Source organism: Vibrio sp. K4 (genome assembly GCF_051122595.1).
GTDB classification, from domain to species: domain Bacteria; phylum Pseudomonadota; class Gammaproteobacteria; order Enterobacterales; family Vibrionaceae; genus Vibrio; species Vibrio owensii.
Genome location: NZ_CP178578.1, coordinates 259,903 through 278,464, shown reverse-complemented (window position 1 = coordinate 278,464; position 18,562 = coordinate 259,903). Strand labels below are relative to the sequence as shown.

Here is an 18,562-nt window from a genome sequence, read left to right as displayed (position 1 = left end):
TCTTTAAGCATTCTTACGAGTGTGTTTAAAAATGGTTACTTCATAAGAAGTGATTAGCTCTTTAACAATTTGGAAAGCTGACAAAACAATCTTTAAGATTGTTTGTAAAGTTCTCAATGTTTGTCTTTATGACAAACACCAAAAAACACATTCAAGTGTTCTTGGGAATATCACTTTTACAGTGATTATTCGAAATTGAGTCCGGCAAAATCGAAATGTCTCTCGCTCATTCAAATAATGAGAGACAACTTTGGTGATTTGAACATCAACTCGAAACTCCTTCGGGTTGTATGGTTAAGTGACTAAGCGTACACGGTGGATGCCTTGGCAGTCAGAGGCGATGAAGGACGTATTAACTTGCGATAAGCCCAGATTAGGTAGTAAAAACCATTTGAGTCTGGGATTTCCGAATGGGGAAACCCACTTACATAAGTAAGTATCGCTGCGTGAATACATAGCGCAGCGAGGCGAACCGGGGGAACTGAAACATCTAAGTACCCCGAGGAAAAGAAATCAACCGAGATTCCGAAAGTAGCGGCGAGCGAAATTGGACTAGCCCTTAAGCTTTTTATGCGTCAGGTGAAACTTCTGGAAAGTTGTGCGATACAGGGTGATAGCCCCGTAACCGGCAACGCATATAAAGTGAAATCGAGTAGGGCGGGACACGTGATATCCTGTCTGAATATGGGGGGACCATCCTCCAAGGCTAAATACTACTGACTGACCGATAGTGAACCAGTACCGTGAGGGAAAGGCGAAAAGAACCCCTGTGAGGGGAGTGAAATAGAACCTGAAACCGTGTACGTACAAGCAGTAGGAGCACCTTCGTGGTGTGACTGCGTACCTTTTGTATAATGGGTCAGCGACTTATATTCAGTGGCAAGGTTAACCATCTAGGGGAGCCGTAGCGAAAGCGAGTGTTAACTGCGCGACTCAGTCGCTGGATATAGACCCGAAACCAGGTGATCTAGCCATGGGCAGGTTGAAGATTGAGTAACATCAATTGGAGGACCGAACCGACTAATGTTGAAAAATTAGCGGATGACTTGTGGCTAGGGGTGAAAGGCCAATCAAACCTGGAGATAGCTGGTTCTCCCCGAAAGCTATTTAGGTAGCGCCTCGGACGAATACTACTGGGGGTAGAGCACTGTTAAGGCTAGGGGGTCATCCCGACTTACCAACCCTTTGCAAACTCCGAATACCAGTAAGTACTATCCGGGAGACACACGGCGGGTGCTAACGTCCGTCGTGGAGAGGGAAACAACCCAGACCGCCAGCTAAGGTCCCAAATTACTACTAAGTGGGAAACGATGTGGGAAGGCTCAGACAGCCAGGATGTTGGCTTAGAAGCAGCCATCATTTAAAGAAAGCGTAATAGCTCACTGGTCGAGTCGGCCTGCGCGGAAGATGTAACGGGGCTAAGTAGTAAACCGAAGCTGCGGCAATGCACTTTAGTGCATTGGGTAGGGGAGCGTTCTGTAAGCGGTTGAAGGTGTGTGGTAACGCATGCTGGACGTATCAGAAGTGCGAATGCTGACATGAGTAACGATAAAGGGGGTGAAAAACCTCCTCGCCGGAAGACCAAGGGTTCCTGTCCAACGTTAATCGGGGCAGGGTAAGTCGACCCCTAAGGCGAGGCCGAAAGGCGTAGTCGATGGGAAACGGGTTAATATTCCCGTACTTCTTACAATTGCGATGGGGGGACGGAGAAGGCTAGGTGAGCCTGGCGACGGTTGTCCAGGTTCAAGTGCGTAGGCTGAGAAATTAGGTAAATCCGGTTTCTCTTAAGGCTGAGACACGACGTCGAGCTACTACGGTAGTGAAGTCATTGATGCCATGCTTCCAGGAAAAGCCTCTAAGCTTCAGATTGTAAGGAATCGTACCCCAAACCGACACAGGTGGTCGGGTAGAGAATACCAAGGCGCTTGAGAGAACTCGGGTGAAGGAACTAGGCAAAATGGTACCGTAACTTCGGGAGAAGGTACGCTCTTGATGGTGAAGTCCCTCGCGGATGGAGCTGACGAGAGTCGCAGATACCAGGTGGCTGCAACTGTTTATTAAAAACACAGCACTGTGCAAAATCGTAAGATGACGTATACGGTGTGACGCCTGCCCGGTGCCGGAAGGTTAATTGATGGGGTTAGACTTCGGTCGAAGCTCTTGATCGAAGCCCCGGTAAACGGCGGCCGTAACTATAACGGTCCTAAGGTAGCGAAATTCCTTGTCGGGTAAGTTCCGACCTGCACGAATGGCGTAATGATGGCCACGCTGTCTCCACCCGAGACTCAGTGAAATTGAAATCGCTGTGAAGATGCAGTGTACCCGCGGCTAGACGGAAAGACCCCGTGAACCTTTACTACAGCTTGGCACTGAACATTGACCCTACATGTGTAGGATAGGTGGGAGGCTTTGAAGCAAGTACGCCAGTATTTGTGGAGCCGTCCTTGAAATACCACCCTTGTAGTGTTGATGTTCTAACGTCGACCCCTAATCGGGGTTGCGGACAGTGCCTGGTGGGTAGTTTGACTGGGGCGGTCTCCTCCCAAAGAGTAACGGAGGAGCACGAAGGTGGGCTAATCACGGTTGGACATCGTGAGGTTAGTGCAATGGCATAAGCCCGCTTGACTGCGAGAATGACAATTCGAGCAGGTGCGAAAGCAGGTCATAGTGATCCGGTGGTTCTGAATGGAAGGGCCATCGCTCAACGGATAAAAGGTACTCCGGGGATAACAGGCTGATACCGCCCAAGAGTTCATATCGACGGCGGTGTTTGGCACCTCGATGTCGGCTCATCACATCCTGGGGCTGAAGTCGGTCCCAAGGGTATGGCTGTTCGCCATTTAAAGTGGTACGCGAGCTGGGTTTAGAACGTCGTGAGACAGTTCGGTCCCTATCTGCCGTGGGCGTTGGAAGATTGAAGGGGGCTGCTCCTAGTACGAGAGGACCGGAGTGGACGAACCTCTGGTGTTCGGGTTGTGTCGCCAGACGCATTGCCCGGTAGCTAAGTTCGGAATCGATAACCGCTGAAAGCATCTAAGCGGGAAGCGAGCCCTGAGATGAGTCTTCCCTGATACTTTAAGTATCCTAAAGGGTTGTTCGAGACTAGAACGTTGATAGGCAGGGTGTGTAAGCGTTGTGAGGCGTTGAGCTAACCTGTACTAATTGCCCGTGAGGCTTAACCATACAACACCCAAGGGGTTTTGATGGACTCAATGTAAGAACATTGAATGTGTAAATAGAACTTAACATCAGTTTTCCGAATTAAAGAATTTGCTTGGCGACCATAGCGATTTGGACCCACCTGACTTCCATTCCGAACTCAGAAGTGAAACGAATTAGCGTCGATGGTAGTGTGGGGCTTCCCCATGTGAGAGTAGAACATCGCCAGGCTTTAATATCGCTTTTAGATAAATCTAAAGGCAAAACTGAGATTTAGCATTATTTAAGTAAGACTAAATTTTAGTAACAATTTGTGGAGAGATGGCTGAGTGGTTGAAAGCACCGGTCTTGAAAACCGGCATACGTTAATAGCGTATCTAGGGTTCAAATCCCTATCTCTCCGCCAAACACATGAAGAAAGACGTCTTAGGACGTCTTTTTTTATATCTAAAACCTTTGTAAATCGTGGTTCTCTGTCGCTTTAAGGCGGATAAGGTTGCTAGGTGTCCTAGCGGAATAGGTACACTCTTGGGTACATTGTCATTTCGTTCAATTTAACGGTGTACCATCATGGCAAAACAAGTAAAACCACTTACAGAATCTCAAATCAAAAATGCTAAGCCAAAGGCGAAAGAATATACTCTTTCCGACGGTTACGGTTTGCGCTTAAGAATCAAACCAAACGGCACTAAGACATGGCTCTTAAATTATACCCATCCTATTCTATCTAAACGTGTTAATTTCACGTTAGGTACTTATCCAAATACTTCTCTTAAAGTCGCACGCGAAAAAACACGTGAAGCTCGTGAACTCATTGAGCAAAGCATCGATCCAAAAACTCACCGTGATAAGCAAGCACAACAAGAAAAAATGCGTTTAAACATGACGTTAGAAAGCGTGATCCAAAGTTGGTTAGAAGTTAAAAAAGGCAGTGTAACTAGTGACCATGCAGAAGACATCTATCGCTCTTTAGAAATGCATGTGTTACCAGTATTAGGAACTGTACCTATCTCTGAAATCACCCCCCAATTGGTTATCCAAGCTCTTAGGCCGCTAGAGCGTAAAGGAAATTTAGAAGTTTTACGGCGAGTGTGTCAGCGATTGAATGAGATCATGAAGTTTGCTCGAAACATTGGTTATATTGAAATCAACACACTCTCAGATATCAAAGATGCATTTCGAAAGCCGCAGGCGGTGCACATGAAGACATTGCCACCAGAAGCATTGCCAGAGTTAATGCGTGCTGTTTCTCGTGCTCGTATCTTTAATACTACGCGTTGTTTGATTCAATGGCAGTTGCACACTATGGTTAGACCTTCTGAAGCAGCAGGAGCAAGATGGGAAGAAATTGATTGGAATAGAAAACTGTGGTGTATTCCAGCAAAGAGAATGAAAAAGAAAAGAGATCATTTTGTACCACTCACGAACCAAACAATCAGGTTACTCAAAGAAATGGAAGTCATCAGTGGTAATGGTATTAGTGAATATATTTTTGCATCCCACAAAGATGTAACTCGTCCTTGTTGTAATGCGAGTGTGAATATGGCTCTTAAGCGAATGGGCTTCAAAGGCCAACTTGTATCACATGGTCTTAGATCATTAGCAAGTACGACACTTAACGAACAACCACATTTTGAAGGTGATTTAGTTGAAGCAGCATTAGCACACGCAGATAAAAATAAAGTGCGCGCAGCTTACAATCGTAGTCAATACGTAGAGCAAAGACGTGAAATGATGCAGTGGTGGAGTGACCATATTGAAACTTCTGCATGTAATGCGATGTAACGTCACACTAATTCAATCTATGAAACGTATTGCGCAATTGTTTTTTTTGTTAGAGTGTCATTTTACTTCGCTTGTGTTTGTAAGGTGTACTCATGGCAAAACTTGGATACTGTTCCATTAATAATCTTAAGCTTTCCCGCAGTAGTGTCGAAGCTGTTAAGGAAATCCAATTCGTAGCAGAACAAAGTAATTATCTACTAATTGCTTTAGGTTCTGTGCCTATCTTGGATCTCTTCTTAGATCGAGCTAACCCCGCAGAGCGTTTAATTAGTATCGGTGGTTATGATTGGGTTGAGTTTTCGAGAGTGCTACAAGGTGCAGGGAAAGCGACTAGGGAGCGCATTAGACAAATTGCGACAATGCAAGCGCTTTATAGTCACGGCGAGGAGGGAGAGTTCTGGAGGTGCGTAGCTGATGCGTCTTTGTAGCTTTGCACTACTGTTTATATCTTTTAGTTCGATAAGTAGTACTACCTTTAATCAAGCTTTGATTGACGCTGGTGAGGCTATTGAACATTGCAACTTAGAGCTTAAACAGAATATTACACCGTTTCCTGTTAACGAATGGTTTGAGTCTTTATCTCAACTTGATAAACGTTTAGTCGTTGGTTATATCTCTTTAAAGAACTCAGAGAACTGTGCTCTTCCTCAAATGGAGCAGCTACGCACGCTAAGCGTTAATTTATCACCGCAACAACGTGAGCTATTGAAAAAGTCTACCATTCTTGAACCTTTAAAGTTCAAAGGAGATTTGTCGCATTTAGACATGTCAGAGATTGAACGATTACAAAAAAAATACCCACAACCATTTGATACTTTTCGTGTCTTGGAAGAGTTAAAGTTATGGGATTAATAATTGAACAATCAATATAGTTGCGGTAGCATAACTGTACTAATAAACAGTTATTTAGGTAAGTTATGATATTACAAGAAATGAAAGAATTAGAAGATGCTAAACAAGAACTAGCTAAGCTTGATTCTGAGTTCGGTCGCGAGTTTTTGTTGGATAAAGAGCGCATCTTTAATGAGTTAAGAGAAGAGTTTAAAACTTTTGCTGAAAGTGCAGGTTTTACTTTTTCAGTACAGCAAAATGGTTCGGTACTTCTAGCTCAATATGGCTCTATTGAGCTAAAACTGACATTTCCTAATATTGATATTCCTTACATGGGGGCCGTAACTGTTCTTCAGTTCAACTCAAGCTCTCAAGCAAGGGCTTCTTGGGATATTGCTATCATTAATGCTAAGTCTAGCAATACTGGGCCGTCTATTACAGTTACAACAGGAAGAACGAGTGAACTAGAGAGTGTTCGTAAGTCTATTGAGCGAACCAGAAGTAAGTTGCCATATACGCCTATGGAATATTGTGCTTGTTATGGTCCTCATAATTCGAACAGGACAGCTAAAAAAACTGTTCCATCACTAACCACTGCGTTGACCGAAATCCTAGAATCATAAACAAAAAAAGAGAGCTTTACGCTCTCTCTTTTTTTATCCAATCTTTGAGGCTAACCAAGCCACCCCACCGATCACACCAGCCACATTTGCTAGCAAGAACCCTAGTATCATATTGAACTTACCGTCAATCTTAGAATCCAGTTTGTCAAACTTGGCATCGATTTTCGTATGCAGTTCCGAATGTACTCGATCTATCTTTGCATCAAGATCAGAGGCTACTCGCTCAAGCTTACCCTCAAGTTCTTTAATCTCAGAGCTTAATTTGGTATCGAGCTTGTTAATGTCTGAACTGAGTTCAGAGGCTACTCTATCTAGTTTGTTATCTAACTCACGACGTACACCGTCAAGCTGCTCTTGCGTAGCCCCATGGCCAACAATTGCTAACACTTGGTCTGTAGTGAGCATGATTTTTTCACTTTCAGTAGACACTACTTGTTATCTCCTTAGACCAATTTTAAAACAGTTTAACATAGAAAAATTTTTCCTGTAATAGTCGAGAATTAATAAGTATTAGGTTGCACACAAACCGCCTAATGTTCCGTATTTTCATTTGCTTGCTCCCTTGTCACATTTTATGAAATTTTGACATTTCTATACTTGTCCCTCCTTTTAAAGTGGGCTATTTTGCCCAACGCCCAACGCCCAACGCCCAACGCCCAACGCCCAACGCCCAACGCCCAACGCCCAACGCCCAACGCCCAACGCCCAACGCCCAACGCCCAACGCCCAACGCCCAACGCCCAACGCCCAACGCCCAACGCCCAACGCCCAACGCCCAACGCCCAACCCTTCGGGTTGAGTAAAAAATACAATAAGGAATACATTGTGAAAAAAAATATTATTTTCCCATGGGAAAGCTCCGAAACTAGTCCCACTCAACATGAGCGCGATGACGCTGATAGCCCTGAATGGGTAGGTGAGCAAGACGACGATTGACGTAGAAATAAGAGAGCCTTCCGGACGAAGAAAGGCTCTCTTTGAGGTGCTCATAATGAGCAGGTTTTGATTGAAAGGTACTTCAAATGATAAAGCAGGTTACTCAAAAACAACTACCGAGTATGGTAGTTATATATAAAGCACTAGATGAACTGAAAATAGTTCAAACTCGCTTAGGGGTTTTAAATACATTTAAAACCCGACTAAAGAGAAAGTTGGACTATTCAGAATGTATTAATGAAATGTCGTTATTACATTTTAGAATTAACTTTCTGGTTCAAGAAGTAAATGAACTTAATTCTAAAAAGAGTTTTCTAGAAGCTCAAATTCCATTTTACAGTGGAACCTGATAACGCTAAGCCTCATTCCCAGTGAGGCTTTATTAATACCTAAATCTATAATCACTGCTAATCATACTAGTAATATATACTTGTAATATTTTAGCTATCATACACTAATGAACATTATTGATATATATAGAAGTACACCTTAGTAATATAGATGTATAATATTTTAGAATTGACTAATATTATATTTTTCAGATAGACTCCCTACGCCCACCCACCCTATCCAATGAGCAGATAGTAAGCGTGATTAATCACACGCTCAGGGTAGTATTGACGTTGAATCAAGCTCTGTAACTCACGCCCTACACGTTCGATTTCATGCAAATGTTTCAAGTAATCTTTTTCTGTATATGGAAAGAATGGCCCACTATCAGGCCACTCTACACCGTTTAAAAACAAGTCTTTAAACTCACTCGTAACCTTTACGTAAGAGCCCAAGACTTTTCCGCCCTGGTACTGACTACGACAGGTTACTACGTCCAGTAATCCCATTGCTTTTAGTTCACTAAAGCAACGAGATACATTGTCCTGCGACGTTCTAGTAAACGCCGCTATCTCTTTTTCACTGTAGAACGCACAGTCTAGCCGATAGTTTAACTGCTTCGCGACAAACGTCACGAGCTTAATCAAATTCAATCGATAGTCCAAACGCAACGGTAAGCCACTAAAGTACTCCCGCACTTTAGCATTCACTGTAGCGGTGCCCATCAAGCGCGATACGCTTGCTGTTTGCCAAATACGCAATGAACTATTCAATGGCGATTGTGGCAATACCACATCCCATTTAGACGGCGTTTCATCGATACCCTTTGAAATTCTGACCGTTTTTATCACGTCCTTTACTCGATACGGACGTGCTTCAAACGGCTTTGCTATTAATGAGTAATCAACAAGAAATGAGGCATACCTTGCCTCTGGGTTCAGTATTGCCACTGACCCAGTATTATACTGATTAATCAATACTTTCATCTAAATACATTTAGGATTAAAGCCCTAAATGCTATCAGAAATTATCGACAAAAAAATAGATATGTCACCCAATGGATACGACTATCCATTGAGTTCCATCATGAAGAGAGAGATTACTTTTTTAAGGAGAAGTGTATGCCTGGATATTTATTACCGGTGTCGGATGCGGATAAAGCGGTGGTAAGGCCGGTGGTGCTACAGGTTTGTAGAGCACTACAGACCCATTTAAATTTAGGTCGGCACACTGAAATGATTTACGCCGGCGATACCTTAGCCATTCCTCAAAATGGCTCCAATTTATCCGATAAAAATGACTTGCCTTAAAAAAGTAATCTCTCTCTTCATGATGGAGGTTATATTAATTCAGTACATAGAAAGTATTATTATATGTAGGGAAATAAAAAAGCCTACGCGCAAACGTAGGCTTTTAGTTACTGTTTTTTAAACAGCTCATTTTGTAATTTCCTTTAAATAAAACAACAGTTACTAAATTTATAGTTGTGATGTAGCTGTCTTGCAATTCACCCTACTTAAGAGTGGCGTTCTCTAACGTGTATTACAGATCCTCCGTCGGTAATCATGATGACATTGTCTTCGTCAACTTCGTGGGTAGCGTCGTGTAGCTGTTTTTCAAGACTTTTTGTTCGACGTTCGAGTGCTTCAATTTTTTTACTTTCTGACATAACAACTTTCCTGTTGTGTGGTGAAGACCATTGGTAGTGGTCTGTTCGAGTACGTTACGGCATGGGACCGTAACGTACTCACTTTATCCCACATTCTATACAATGTCAGCAATTCTTCATGGCTTTTACAGAACTTCGGTTTTAACATCAAAACTATGTAACGCGTAGTCAGTTGAACTTAGAGCTGTTTTGGGTACACATACGGGTACATTACGCGTTACCTTAATAAACTCTAGCGCCTACGAAGCTAGGTGTGACAATGCATTCAGAGTATTGGTTCAAATCCCTATCTCTCCGCCACTATTAAGAAGCCTCGCTAGAAATAGCGAGGCTTTTTTCATTTCTGACGTTTGTGAATTAGACGGGATTTGCATCAAGTCCTAAGTCAGTCGCGACCCCGGATTAGTTGCCCCTGAACTCAGACACTACATAGAAAGCCCGCTGAAAAATCAGCGGGCTTTTGTCGTTTTTAGCATTTGAAAATTGTCTAAGGTTATATCTTCTATTTGTTTGAAAACTGAGCGGGTTACACTGTCACTCACCATTTAAATGGAATTCAACCAAAACTCAACTCACTGAATTTGAGATACAAAAAAGCCCAAGCTAACTGCTTGGGCTTTTCAATATCCGTTGCTTAATAGAGTTATTAGAACTCTTTTGGAGCAAAACCTGTCATTACGTCTAGGCGTAATTCTTTACCCACTTTTGTTAATGGGTGAACGATAACTAGGCCGCGTACACGCTTCTTAAGCTTGCCGATATCTGCTTGTTCTGCTTTAGTGATTTCACGAGAGAATGGCATATCAAGCAGGCTCTTACGCTCTTTGTTTAGTTCGTATGTTTGCTTGTGCTTAAGTTGATTCAGCTTCTTCGTTAAGTCATCAACTTCATTCGTGAACTTAGTAATCATTTCGTGATCACCACGAGATCGCGCCGCATCCAATTTGCGTTGGCAATTATCTAAACGGTTGTGCAGCTTTTGAATATCAGTTTTTATGCTCATGGTAATTGGGCTCAAATTTTTAATGGTCGAGGAGTATAGCATAGCTGAAATTCTACGCTCTACTATACTGCTCGATCTACCGATTTAGTTGATAAGCTCATTACCTGAAGGATTGCCCGTAAAGAAGGCTTCTACGTTACTTAGGGTCACAGACGCGATGTTGTTGAGGGCTTCATGAGTCAAGAACGCTTGGTGTCCAGTGAATAGTACGTTGTGACATGCAGACAAGCGACGGAACACGTCATCGACAATCACATCATTGGATTTGTCTTGGAAGAAGAGGTCTTTTTCATTGTCGTACACATCCAAGCCCAAAGCTCCGATTTTGCCTTGTTTTAGCGCCTCAATCGCTGCAACAGAATCAAGCAGTTCGCCGCGGCTAGTGTTGATGATCATTACACCGTCTTTCATTTGCGAGAATGCATTCTCATTCAACAGGTGGTAGTTTTCTTCACTCATTGGACAATGTAGTGAGATGACATCTGCGTTAGCATAGATCTCTTCAAGAGAGCAGTAACGCGCGCCCATTTCCAACGCAAGAGGGTTTTCATATGGGTCGTAACAAAGAACTTCCATCCCCAGCCCTTTAAAGATGCGCATGGTGGCGATACCTATCTTACCAGTCCCTACGACACCAACCGTCTTGCCATAAAAGTTAAAGCCGACTAGACCCTCTAGGTTGAAGTTGGCGTCACGGGTGCGCTGGTAAGCTTTATGCAAGCGTCGATTCAGACACATCATCATACCGACAGTGTGCTCTGCCACGGCTTCTGGTGAATAGGCAGGAACGCGGACAACTTGTAAACCAAGTTCTTTCGCTGCTTCCAAATCGACCTTGTCGAAACCTGCACAACGCATCGCGATCAATTTTGTGCCGCCAATGGAAAGTTGTTTTAGAACCGGAGCAGACAAGTCATCGTTTACAAAGGCGCAGACAACCTCGCAACCCTGTGCCATTTTTGCAGTTTTAGACGTTAATCTAAAATCATGATAGTGAAATTCGAAGTCTCGGTTGTTTTTGATTTTGTTGAAAGAGGCTTCGTCATAGGATTTTGCACTGAAAAAAGCAATGTTGAGCATAATACCCTCTCTATTTGTGCTGAATTTGTAAAGTAATCTCCTTATAAAGTAAGCCAATTTTAGTGTAATGAGTAGTTAAATTTGCACACATTAAGTTTGCTTTAGTGTGACCATCTGACTAGCATGGTTGCTCTTTTTTGTGTTCCCCTTAAGTGGATGAGTTAGGCGTTCTGGCGATGTCAGTAAAATGGTTGTCTTTGATCTTGTGTTGTACGTTTGTGTCTGGTGCTCACGCAGCGGTCGACTTGGTGAAAGTTGATAAGTCAAAGCGTAGGATGTATCTGATGGAGAATGGCGAGGTCGTTAAAGAGTATCGCATCGCATTGGGTGCTAATCCAAAAGGGCACAAGCAAGAAGAGGGTGACAATAGAACTCCAGAAGGTGATTACACGTTAGATTACGTGATCAATGATTCTGCTTTCTATCGCTCTGTGCATATTAGTTACCCTGACGCGATTGACCGTTTGGAAGCGCATAGAAGAGGAGTGTCACCTGGCGGCGAGATCAAAATTCATGGTCTTAAAAATGGTGAGACTCAATCACCTCAATTTATTCAAAGCTTCGATTGGACTAACGGTTGCATTGCCATTACTAACGAAGAAATGGACGAATTTATCAAGCTAGTCAAAATGGGAACCCCAATTACTATTGAATGGTAATGGAGCTCCCAATATCGACATCTCAGCTATTACATAAAACGACTTGGATGGTCACTAAAGATGCCATCCAAGATAGGAAGATGTTTTAGTTTGTTGGGATTGTTCACTGTGTAACACATCACCTTATAGCCGGCTTGTTGTAGCTTATGGATTTGGCGTGAGCGAACCCAGTTAATATTGAGGTTACAGCTGTAGGCATCAACTTCTTCGAGCAACAATCGGTCTTTTCGAGTAAAGAATTCACTCAGCACGCCTAGTCGATAACCCTCACAACGCTTGTGCAGTGCTCTAATGACGTCATGACTAAAGCTTGATAAAAGTATGCTTTCTTTAGGTAAAGGACCGTCTAGTAGAGTTTGAGCCGCCATTTGAGCAACGTCATTGGCAGAGTGATGATCTACTTTAACCTCGATGTTAAGGTTTAGGTCATTTTCTGCAGCAAGCTCTAGGAGTTCAGACAGTGTCATGATGGATTCATTGGCGAATTCATCGCTGAACCAACGACCAAAATCTAACGCTTTGAGCTCAGATAGTGTCATTTGGTCAACTCGCCCTTTACCGTTGCTACAGCGGTTCACGGTATGATCATGGCAAACTACCAGTACATTGTCTTTGGTCGGTTGTACGTCGACTTCAACCCAATTTAACCCTAAATCAATCGCAGCTTGAACGCTGGCTTTCGTGTTTTCGGGGAACTTACCTGCCACACCTCGGTGGCCAATCAATAGCGTTGTCATATACGTCTATTCTCAATAAGAAACTGCACAGAATTGTACTCTTTTTTCTTTCTGAGAATAGAGCGCAAATGTACGAGGTAATCTAAAACAGCACCTATTGATGCATATATAAAGACGAATTTTTCATCATTTAAACGTCATCAAGCAGAGAAATACTGGTTTGGGGCGGTATTCTGAGTCAAATTACGCAATAGGACTTTTATGCTCTCATGCCCCCTATTTTTAAGGTGGACACAAAGTGAGAGCTTCGTTTTATTATCAGGGAGAGAAGAATGAAAATCGGTGTTATTGGTGCTGGAGCTGTCGGTGTCGGGGTATGTAATTACCTGCTGACTATGGGCAGCGTGAGTGAATTGGTTCTACTAGATCAAAACTTAGAACGTGCCGAAGGTGAGGTATTCGATTTTCGACATACCGCAGCACTAACCTTCTCAAAGAACACTCATATCATTCCTACTGACGATTACCTTGACCTTTTAGGAGCGGATATTGTCGTCATCACTGCCGGTGCGCAGATCAAGCAAGGCCAGACTCGTATCGATATTGCTGAAATCAATGCCAAAATTGGTGTTGAGATCGCTCGTAAAGTTGAGCGAGTTGCACCAAATGCTACGCTTATCGTTGTCTCTAACCCGTGCGACATTGTGGCCCACTTTATCACTACCAATACTGGCTTTGAGAACAACAAAGTGATCAGTAGTGGTTGTGTGATTGATACTGCTCGCTTGATGAGTATTGTGGCAAGTCGTGTCGATTTAGATCCTAAGAACATCTTTGGTTATGTTCTTGGAGAGCACGGCAGTAACTGTTTCACGCCTAAGAGTTTGATTTCCATCGCGGGTCAACCAGCGGATTTCTATTGTGATGCCAATAATATAGAGCGTATTGATGCCGACGAACTGCTTGAAGCGGTAAAACAGGCAGGATATGAGATTTTCCGTCGTAAGCAAAATACGGTTCATGGTATCGCAGCAAGTGTATTCCGCATCATTCAGGCTATCAAAATTAATGAGCGCTCAGTTCTCCCTGTCGGTACTATGATGTCGGGGCAATATGGCGTTGAAGGCGTCGTGATCAGTTTACCTACAATCGTTGGCAAAAAAGGCGCGGAGTCAGTGCTTACTCATCCATTTTCTGAAGAAGAACTAGAAACGCTTCAGTCCATCAGCAGCAACCTGAGAGGAATAGTCGAAGATGTTGCAAAAGTAACCGGATTAAAGTGCTGATTTAAAAGAGTAAAATATACTGAATATCGCAAGAGAGAGCCTGCTGAAAAGTGGGCTTTTTTTACGCTTGTTTTTTGGGCAAAAACCTTAAAAACTATGGTTGTTTAATCTGCAAATGAGTAATAGAATGCGAACCATTTTTATTTAAGTGGTGGTGTGCAATGTCTCGAGTTTTGATCGTAGATGACGACGTTCCTTTGTGTGAATTGTTGGAAACCGTATTGCAAGAAGAAGGGTATATCGTCTCCTCTGTTCATTGCGGAGAGAGCGCATTGCAGTATATGGAAAAAACACCCGTTGACCTTGTACTTCTCGATGTGATGCTACCGAACCTAAACGGTATGCAAGTCGCTCGTCGCATTTGCCAACGCTTTGCTACCCCCATTTTGATGCTTACAGCCTTAAATGATGAGAACTCGATGTTAGATGGTTATCAAGCTGGTGCGGATCAGTACATTGGTAAGCCATTTAACGTCTCGGAACTTCTGATGAGAATCAAAGCCATTCTTCGCCGAGTTGGCTTGGAGCGCCAAAGACAGGCTATGTGTTCTACGGTACAGAGCATTAGTGATCAGTTAGACAGCCTACCTTTAACTGGAACGGAAGCAGAGCTGTTGAGTTACCTCGTAAAAAACCAAGGTGTCGTGATCTCTAAAGCGGAATTACAAACAAAAGTCCTTAAAAAGGAACTGAGCCCGTTTGATCGAAATCTGGATATGCACATCAGTAATATTCGACGTAAATTGGTAGAAGCGGGTTTATCCAAACAGCACATCAAAACGTTTCGTGGCAAAGGTTATAGCTACTTAGAGGCTGTGACTGGCTAATGAGATTTGTGTGTCCATCCTACTTTGTGAAACGAAGAGACAGCCTCGCATTTCAGCTTTTCAGCTACATGACGGCTATCGTCATTAGCATCTTGGCCGTTCAAGCGGTTGCTGAACAAGCCCTAGTCAAAGCCATGCTAAAAGTACCTGCTAGTGTAAAGACTGAAATGTTGGACTTAGCGCATCAAGCTAACGTGTTGATCGAAGAAGGCGACATGGACGAGCTGGCCGATTGGGCGAATGCACAGCACTTTTACTTGTTTGTACTTGACGAAAATCAGCGCCCACTTACCCACCGTTTGATGCATCCGCACTTTGAATTCAAGTTGAAATTTAAGCGACGTTTGGACGAACAACTGGAAGGCCGAGTAAGTCGTCCGATATTTAATATTCCTCTTGTTGGAAACAACAGCCTAGTGATTCAGTTGCCACATCGTTTGCACCCCGCTCATGATTTCATCCTTTATTTCTCTGTATTAAAGGTTGTGATTGCGGCGGTCATCTTGGCGCTGTTCTCTTTGTTGATGGCACGGAATTTACAGCAACCATTGGATCGCTTAAGAGAAGCCAGTAAAAGGCTTTCGAACGGTGACTTTAACGTCAGTGTGGTGGATGAACTAAAGTCGAACACCCGCGAATTCAACGAGCTGGCGCAAGACTTCGACCACATGACAAAAGAGATTCATTCTCTTGCTGAAAAGCAGCGTCGCTTGATTCGTGATGTTTCCCATGAGTTACGTACACCATTAGCGCGCCAAAACTTAGTGTTACATCTATTGCGTAAGCGAGTTGGGGAAAATGAACAAACCCTAGTAACGCGTATGGAAGAAGAGGCCAATGAGCTGAACCATCTTATTGGTGAAATCTTGGAATTCAGCCGTTTAGAGAATGCTCGCTACGATACGGAATTAAAACGCAGCGATTTAGAAGTGCTACTGGCGCCTCAAGTCGAGCGCTGCAAAATCGATTTGCAGATACAGCAAAACCTCACATTTGTTTCTGAGGCGACAAGAACAAAAGCGCAATGTGACGATACGTTAGTGGTGCGTTGTTTGAACAATTTGATTGGCAATGCCATTAAGTATGCCGGTAAGTCAGCTCATATAGATGTTTCTCTAGCAAACAAAACAACGGACAAGCACAGCTATTTGGCTGTGACGATAGCCGACAATGGTCCTGGCATCCCACAAGATAAACTGACAGATATTTTTGACCCGTTCACAAGACTGGACGCTTCTCGAGACAAAAAGTTAGGTGGTTACGGCCTGGGGTTGGCCATTGTAAAAGAATCCATGCGAATGATGGGTGGGAAAGCCGTTGCAAGCAATCGTTCAGAGGGCGGGCTTGCAGTAACATTACTTTTTAGACAGTAAAATCCATGTCAAAAGTGCTGATTTAGTGTGATCTAGATCTCGATTGTCGGCGAGTATGACCCTTTACCGCTTTACAAAACTTTACGAATGCAAAGAATGTAAATTTAATGCAAATAGTAATAGTTATCACTTATATTCACTCGCGAAATAACTAAGAGGGAACCACATAGCAGTTATGTGCTACCCAATAATCGGAGTGAATGGGTATGTTTTCTAAGAGCCAATTGGCATTAGTGATCGGTGCGGTGTTAGCGGCACCTGCAGTGGCAGAAGTTCAAAATGCGGATGAGCACCTAGTCGTAGAAGGTCGCGAATTCGGTTACAAAGCGGATACGAATACAACAGCAATGCGCATGGAAATGACGCAATTGGAAACTCCAGGACAAGTTGCTGTGATTGATGAAGCAGTAATCGATGAGCAGCGTGCAAGCACGTTAGGTGAAGTTCTACAAAATGACGCGAGTGTTAGTGCGGGCGGTACAAGCCGTAACCGTGAGCGTTTCTCGCTACGTGGTTTTGAACTGAGCAGTTCAGACGGCTTCCTACGTGATGGTCGTCAGCATTGGTCACACTACCGTCAACCAATTGAGCTTTTAGAGCGTGTTGAAGTTCTTAAAGGTCCATCAGGTCTACTTTACGGTAAGTCAGAACCAGGTGGTCTGGTGAACATGGTTTCGAAGAAGCCAACAACAGAAACTCACGCGAGCCTGAGCCAAGATATCGGTTCAGATGACCATTCACGAACTGTACTTGATGTCAGTGGTTCGTTGAATGAAGAACAAACGTTGCGTGCTCGTGCCATTCTTGCAAAAGAAAGCTACGGCTCATGGCGCAAATACGGTGATGGTACGGAACCACAAACTGACCGCGTAGTAGGTGGTTTGGTGGTGGAATACGATATCACTGAAAACATCATGGTGTCAGCGCACTATGACCGTACGAAAGATGACGGTAGCGTTGATTCCGGCGCTTACATTGTCGATGGTAAAGCCGTTCGCGGTGATAAGTACATCTGGGATGCACAATGGTCAGAGATCGACAATGACGTAGAAAACTACGGTATCGACATTAATGCACAGGTGACGGACAGCGTTAACGTGAAAGCGGGCTATAACCGTCAAGACTTCAAACGTTTCGACGTAGAGTCTTACCCTAAGTTCGATATGTACGAAGAAAACGGTACGATTAAGCACAAGGGTAACGAGCGTTCTGACCACTGGGTATTTGATACTGCTTACGTAGATGTGACGACTGACTTTTCTCTGTTTGGTACAGATAATACTTTCTTAGTCGGTGCAAACTACTTGGATTACAGCTACGACCGCTTTATGGCTTTCCATGACGGCGAGTATGTTCCAGCAGGTGAGACGGTTGTGAAGCCAGAGCCAACGAGTTCTAAGAAATGGCCTACTAGCGAATATGATACTTGGGGTATCTACGCGCAAAACATGATGACAATTAACGATTACTGGCAGGTTCTTGCTGGTGTTCGTTACGATGAAAAACGCAGCGATGACCTAACGGAAAGCCAAGTATCACCAAAACTAGGTGTGATTTTCCACCCTGCAAGCAACGGTTCTATTTACGTTCAGTACTCTGAGAGCTTTATGCCTCAAGGCACGGTAAACAGTACTGATTACACCAACGATGGTGAAGAGCTAGACGCAGAACGCGGTATCTCTTATGAAGTGGGTACTAAGTGGGAACTGTTCGATGAACGTCTGCTTGTTTCTGGTGCTGTGTTTGATATCACTCTAGAAAACATCGCATTAGATGTTGAAGACGGCGTTAATGCTGGCGGCGATGTGATGTACAAGAAGACTCAAGATGGTGAGCAAGTACACCGCGGTGCGGAAATCCTAGCGCAAGGTTTTGTGACTGAGGAACTTTCGCTAACGGCTTCTGCAATGTACCTAGATGCAGAAATCACTGAGAGTGCGGATTACAAAGGTAACCGTCCAGCGGACGTTCCAGAGTTTTCAGCAAGTGTTTGGTCTCGTTACAAAGTGCAGAGCAACACTGATGTTAACCTAGGTCTGATTTATGAAGGTGAGCGCTACGGAGACGCAGCGAACACATTTAAGAAAGATGGGTATGCACGTATTGATATGGGCGTTGCGTACACACACAAGTATGATGAGAACTTAGATATTGTGGCTCGTTTCAATGTTGAAAACGTGTTTGATACTGACTACCTAGCAGGTGGTGGTAGCACCAACAGTAAACAAGAAGGAGCTAGCGGTGTAGTGATAGGCGAGGGCCGAAACTACATGGCGACAATTCAGTTCAAGTACTGATAACAAACTGATTTTTAAAGGGGAAGA

17 protein-coding genes, 1 tRNA gene, 2 rRNA genes and 2 pseudogenes are annotated in these 18,562 nt (G+C 43.6%); 16 read left to right on the top strand and 6 right to left on the bottom strand.

Features of this window, described 5'->3' with window-relative positions; translation table 11 throughout:
• Nucleotides 1–292: 292 nt before the first annotated feature.
• The 7 genes from ACLIIY_RS18740 to ACLIIY_RS18710 all read left to right on the top strand — a co-directional run bounded on the left by ACLIIY_RS18740 (nucleotide 293) and on the right by ACLIIY_RS18710 (nucleotide 6,398).
• Nucleotides 293–3,183: ribosomal RNA gene (locus tag ACLIIY_RS18740) — 23S ribosomal RNA — on the top strand.
• A 90-nt stretch (nucleotides 3,184–3,273) separates the two neighbouring features.
• Nucleotides 3,274–3,390, top strand: a 5S ribosomal RNA gene (gene rrf, locus ACLIIY_RS18735).
• 84 nt (nucleotides 3,391–3,474) lie between these two features.
• Nucleotides 3,475–3,565 (top strand) — tRNA-Ser (locus tag ACLIIY_RS18730).
• Nucleotides 3,566–3,729: 164 nt separating this feature from the next.
• Nucleotides 3,730–4,944 carry an integrase domain-containing protein gene (locus tag ACLIIY_RS18725; RefSeq protein ID WP_434529095.1) on the top strand — a complete coding sequence of 405 codons (1,215 nt, stop codon included), beginning with the start codon at nucleotides 3,730–3,732 and terminating at the stop codon, nucleotides 4,942–4,944.
• A gap of 92 nt (nucleotides 4,945–5,036) precedes the next feature.
• Nucleotides 5,037–5,372 (top strand): hypothetical protein, encoded by a 336-nt coding sequence (locus tag ACLIIY_RS18720; RefSeq protein WP_257976708.1) that lies wholly within the window; start codon nucleotides 5,037–5,039, stop codon nucleotides 5,370–5,372.
• Nucleotides 5,359–5,796, top strand: coding sequence for a hypothetical protein (locus ACLIIY_RS18715; protein WP_434529094.1), 438 nt, complete (start codon nucleotides 5,359–5,361; stop codon nucleotides 5,794–5,796). Before ACLIIY_RS18720 ends, ACLIIY_RS18715 begins: the two co-directional genes overlap by 14 nt.
• A 65-nt stretch (nucleotides 5,797–5,861) precedes the next feature.
• On the top strand, nucleotides 5,862–6,398 hold the full coding sequence (locus ACLIIY_RS18710) for a hypothetical protein (RefSeq protein ID WP_140352735.1): 537 nt from the start codon (nucleotides 5,862–5,864) through the stop codon (nucleotides 6,396–6,398).
• Between the two features lie 33 nt (nucleotides 6,399–6,431).
• On the opposite strand, the gene ACLIIY_RS18705 is transcribed toward ACLIIY_RS18710, so the two are convergent.
• On the bottom strand, nucleotides 6,432–6,827 hold the full coding sequence (locus tag ACLIIY_RS18705; protein WP_140352736.1) for a hypothetical protein: 396 nt from the start codon (nucleotides 6,825–6,827) through the stop codon (nucleotides 6,432–6,434).
• 185 nt (nucleotides 6,828–7,012) lie between these two features.
• Between ACLIIY_RS18705 and ACLIIY_RS18700 the strand changes: the two are divergent.
• The 3 genes and pseudogenes from ACLIIY_RS18700 to ACLIIY_RS18690 all read left to right on the top strand — a co-directional run.
• Nucleotides 7,013–7,129: pseudogene (locus ACLIIY_RS18700) on the top strand (hypothetical protein); the annotation flags it as partial.
• Nucleotides 7,078–7,197 (top strand): annotated as a pseudogene (locus ACLIIY_RS18695) (hypothetical protein); the annotation flags it as partial. The pseudogenes ACLIIY_RS18700 and ACLIIY_RS18695, both read left to right, overlap by 52 nt.
• A gap of 223 nt (nucleotides 7,198–7,420) precedes the next feature.
• Nucleotides 7,421–7,684 carry a hypothetical protein gene (locus tag ACLIIY_RS18690; protein ID WP_434529093.1) on the top strand — a complete coding sequence of 88 codons (264 nt, stop codon included), beginning with the start codon at nucleotides 7,421–7,423 and terminating at the stop codon, nucleotides 7,682–7,684.
• Nucleotides 7,685–7,900: 216 nt separating this feature from the next.
• Here ACLIIY_RS18690 and ACLIIY_RS18685 read toward each other — a convergent pair whose 3' ends face one another.
• Entirely contained in the window at nucleotides 7,901–8,650 is a 750-nt protein-coding gene (locus ACLIIY_RS18685) for a hypothetical protein (protein WP_434529092.1), read from the bottom strand.
• A gap of 135 nt (nucleotides 8,651–8,785) precedes the next feature.
• Here ACLIIY_RS18685 and ACLIIY_RS18680 point away from each other — a divergent pair, with 135 nt between their 5' ends.
• Entirely contained in the window at nucleotides 8,786–8,974 is a 189-nt protein-coding gene (locus tag ACLIIY_RS18680; protein WP_434529091.1) for a hypothetical protein, read from the top strand.
• Between the two features lie 206 nt (nucleotides 8,975–9,180).
• Here ACLIIY_RS18680 and ACLIIY_RS18675 read toward each other — a convergent pair whose 3' ends face one another.
• The 3 genes from ACLIIY_RS18675 to ACLIIY_RS18665 form a co-directional block, all read right to left on the bottom strand.
• Nucleotides 9,181–9,333, bottom strand: a complete 153-nt coding sequence (locus tag ACLIIY_RS18675; protein ID WP_434529090.1) for a hypothetical protein — start codon at nucleotides 9,331–9,333, stop codon at nucleotides 9,181–9,183.
• Between the two features lie 646 nt (nucleotides 9,334–9,979).
• Nucleotides 9,980–10,336 carry a YibL family ribosome-associated protein gene (locus tag ACLIIY_RS18670; RefSeq protein ID WP_005438317.1) on the bottom strand — a complete coding sequence of 119 codons (357 nt, stop codon included), beginning with the start codon at nucleotides 10,334–10,336 and terminating at the stop codon, nucleotides 9,980–9,982.
• Nucleotides 10,337–10,420: 84 nt separating this feature from the next.
• The gene (locus tag ACLIIY_RS18665) at nucleotides 10,421–11,416 is read right to left on the bottom strand and encodes a 2-hydroxyacid dehydrogenase (protein ID WP_122069289.1); all 996 of its coding nucleotides are present in this window, start codon (nucleotides 11,414–11,416) and stop codon (nucleotides 10,421–10,423) included.
• Between the two features lie 176 nt (nucleotides 11,417–11,592).
• Here ACLIIY_RS18665 and ACLIIY_RS18660 point away from each other — a divergent pair, with 176 nt between their 5' ends.
• On the top strand, nucleotides 11,593–12,075 hold the full coding sequence (locus tag ACLIIY_RS18660) for a L,D-transpeptidase family protein (RefSeq protein WP_020196825.1): 483 nt from the start codon (nucleotides 11,593–11,595) through the stop codon (nucleotides 12,073–12,075).
• A gap of 29 nt (nucleotides 12,076–12,104) precedes the next feature.
• Here the strand turns inward: ACLIIY_RS18660 and ACLIIY_RS18655 are convergent, their stop codons facing one another.
• Nucleotides 12,105–12,812 (bottom strand): glycerophosphodiester phosphodiesterase family protein, encoded by a 708-nt coding sequence (locus ACLIIY_RS18655; RefSeq protein WP_434529089.1) that lies wholly within the window; start codon nucleotides 12,810–12,812, stop codon nucleotides 12,105–12,107.
• A 272-nt stretch (nucleotides 12,813–13,084) separates the two neighbouring features.
• Here ACLIIY_RS18655 and ACLIIY_RS18650 point away from each other — a divergent pair, with 272 nt between their 5' ends.
• The 4 genes from ACLIIY_RS18650 to ACLIIY_RS18635 all read left to right on the top strand — a co-directional run bounded on the left by ACLIIY_RS18650 (nucleotide 13,085) and on the right by ACLIIY_RS18635 (nucleotide 18,535).
• On the top strand, nucleotides 13,085–14,038 hold the full coding sequence (locus ACLIIY_RS18650; protein WP_434529088.1) for a lactate/malate family dehydrogenase: 954 nt from the start codon (nucleotides 13,085–13,087) through the stop codon (nucleotides 14,036–14,038).
• 161 nt (nucleotides 14,039–14,199) lie between these two features.
• Nucleotides 14,200–14,865, top strand: a complete 666-nt coding sequence (locus ACLIIY_RS18645; RefSeq protein WP_005438307.1) for a response regulator transcription factor — start codon at nucleotides 14,200–14,202, stop codon at nucleotides 14,863–14,865.
• Nucleotides 14,865–16,238 carry a histidine kinase sensor domain-containing protein gene (locus ACLIIY_RS18640; RefSeq protein WP_434529087.1) on the top strand — a complete coding sequence of 458 codons (1,374 nt, stop codon included), beginning with the start codon at nucleotides 14,865–14,867 and terminating at the stop codon, nucleotides 16,236–16,238. The genes ACLIIY_RS18645 and ACLIIY_RS18640 overlap by 1 nt, the downstream gene beginning before the upstream one ends.
• 206 nt (nucleotides 16,239–16,444) lie before the next feature.
• Nucleotides 16,445–18,535, top strand: coding sequence for a TonB-dependent siderophore receptor (locus ACLIIY_RS18635; protein ID WP_434529086.1), 2,091 nt, complete (start codon nucleotides 16,445–16,447; stop codon nucleotides 18,533–18,535).
• The last annotated feature ends 27 nt before the right edge of the window (nucleotides 18,536–18,562 follow it).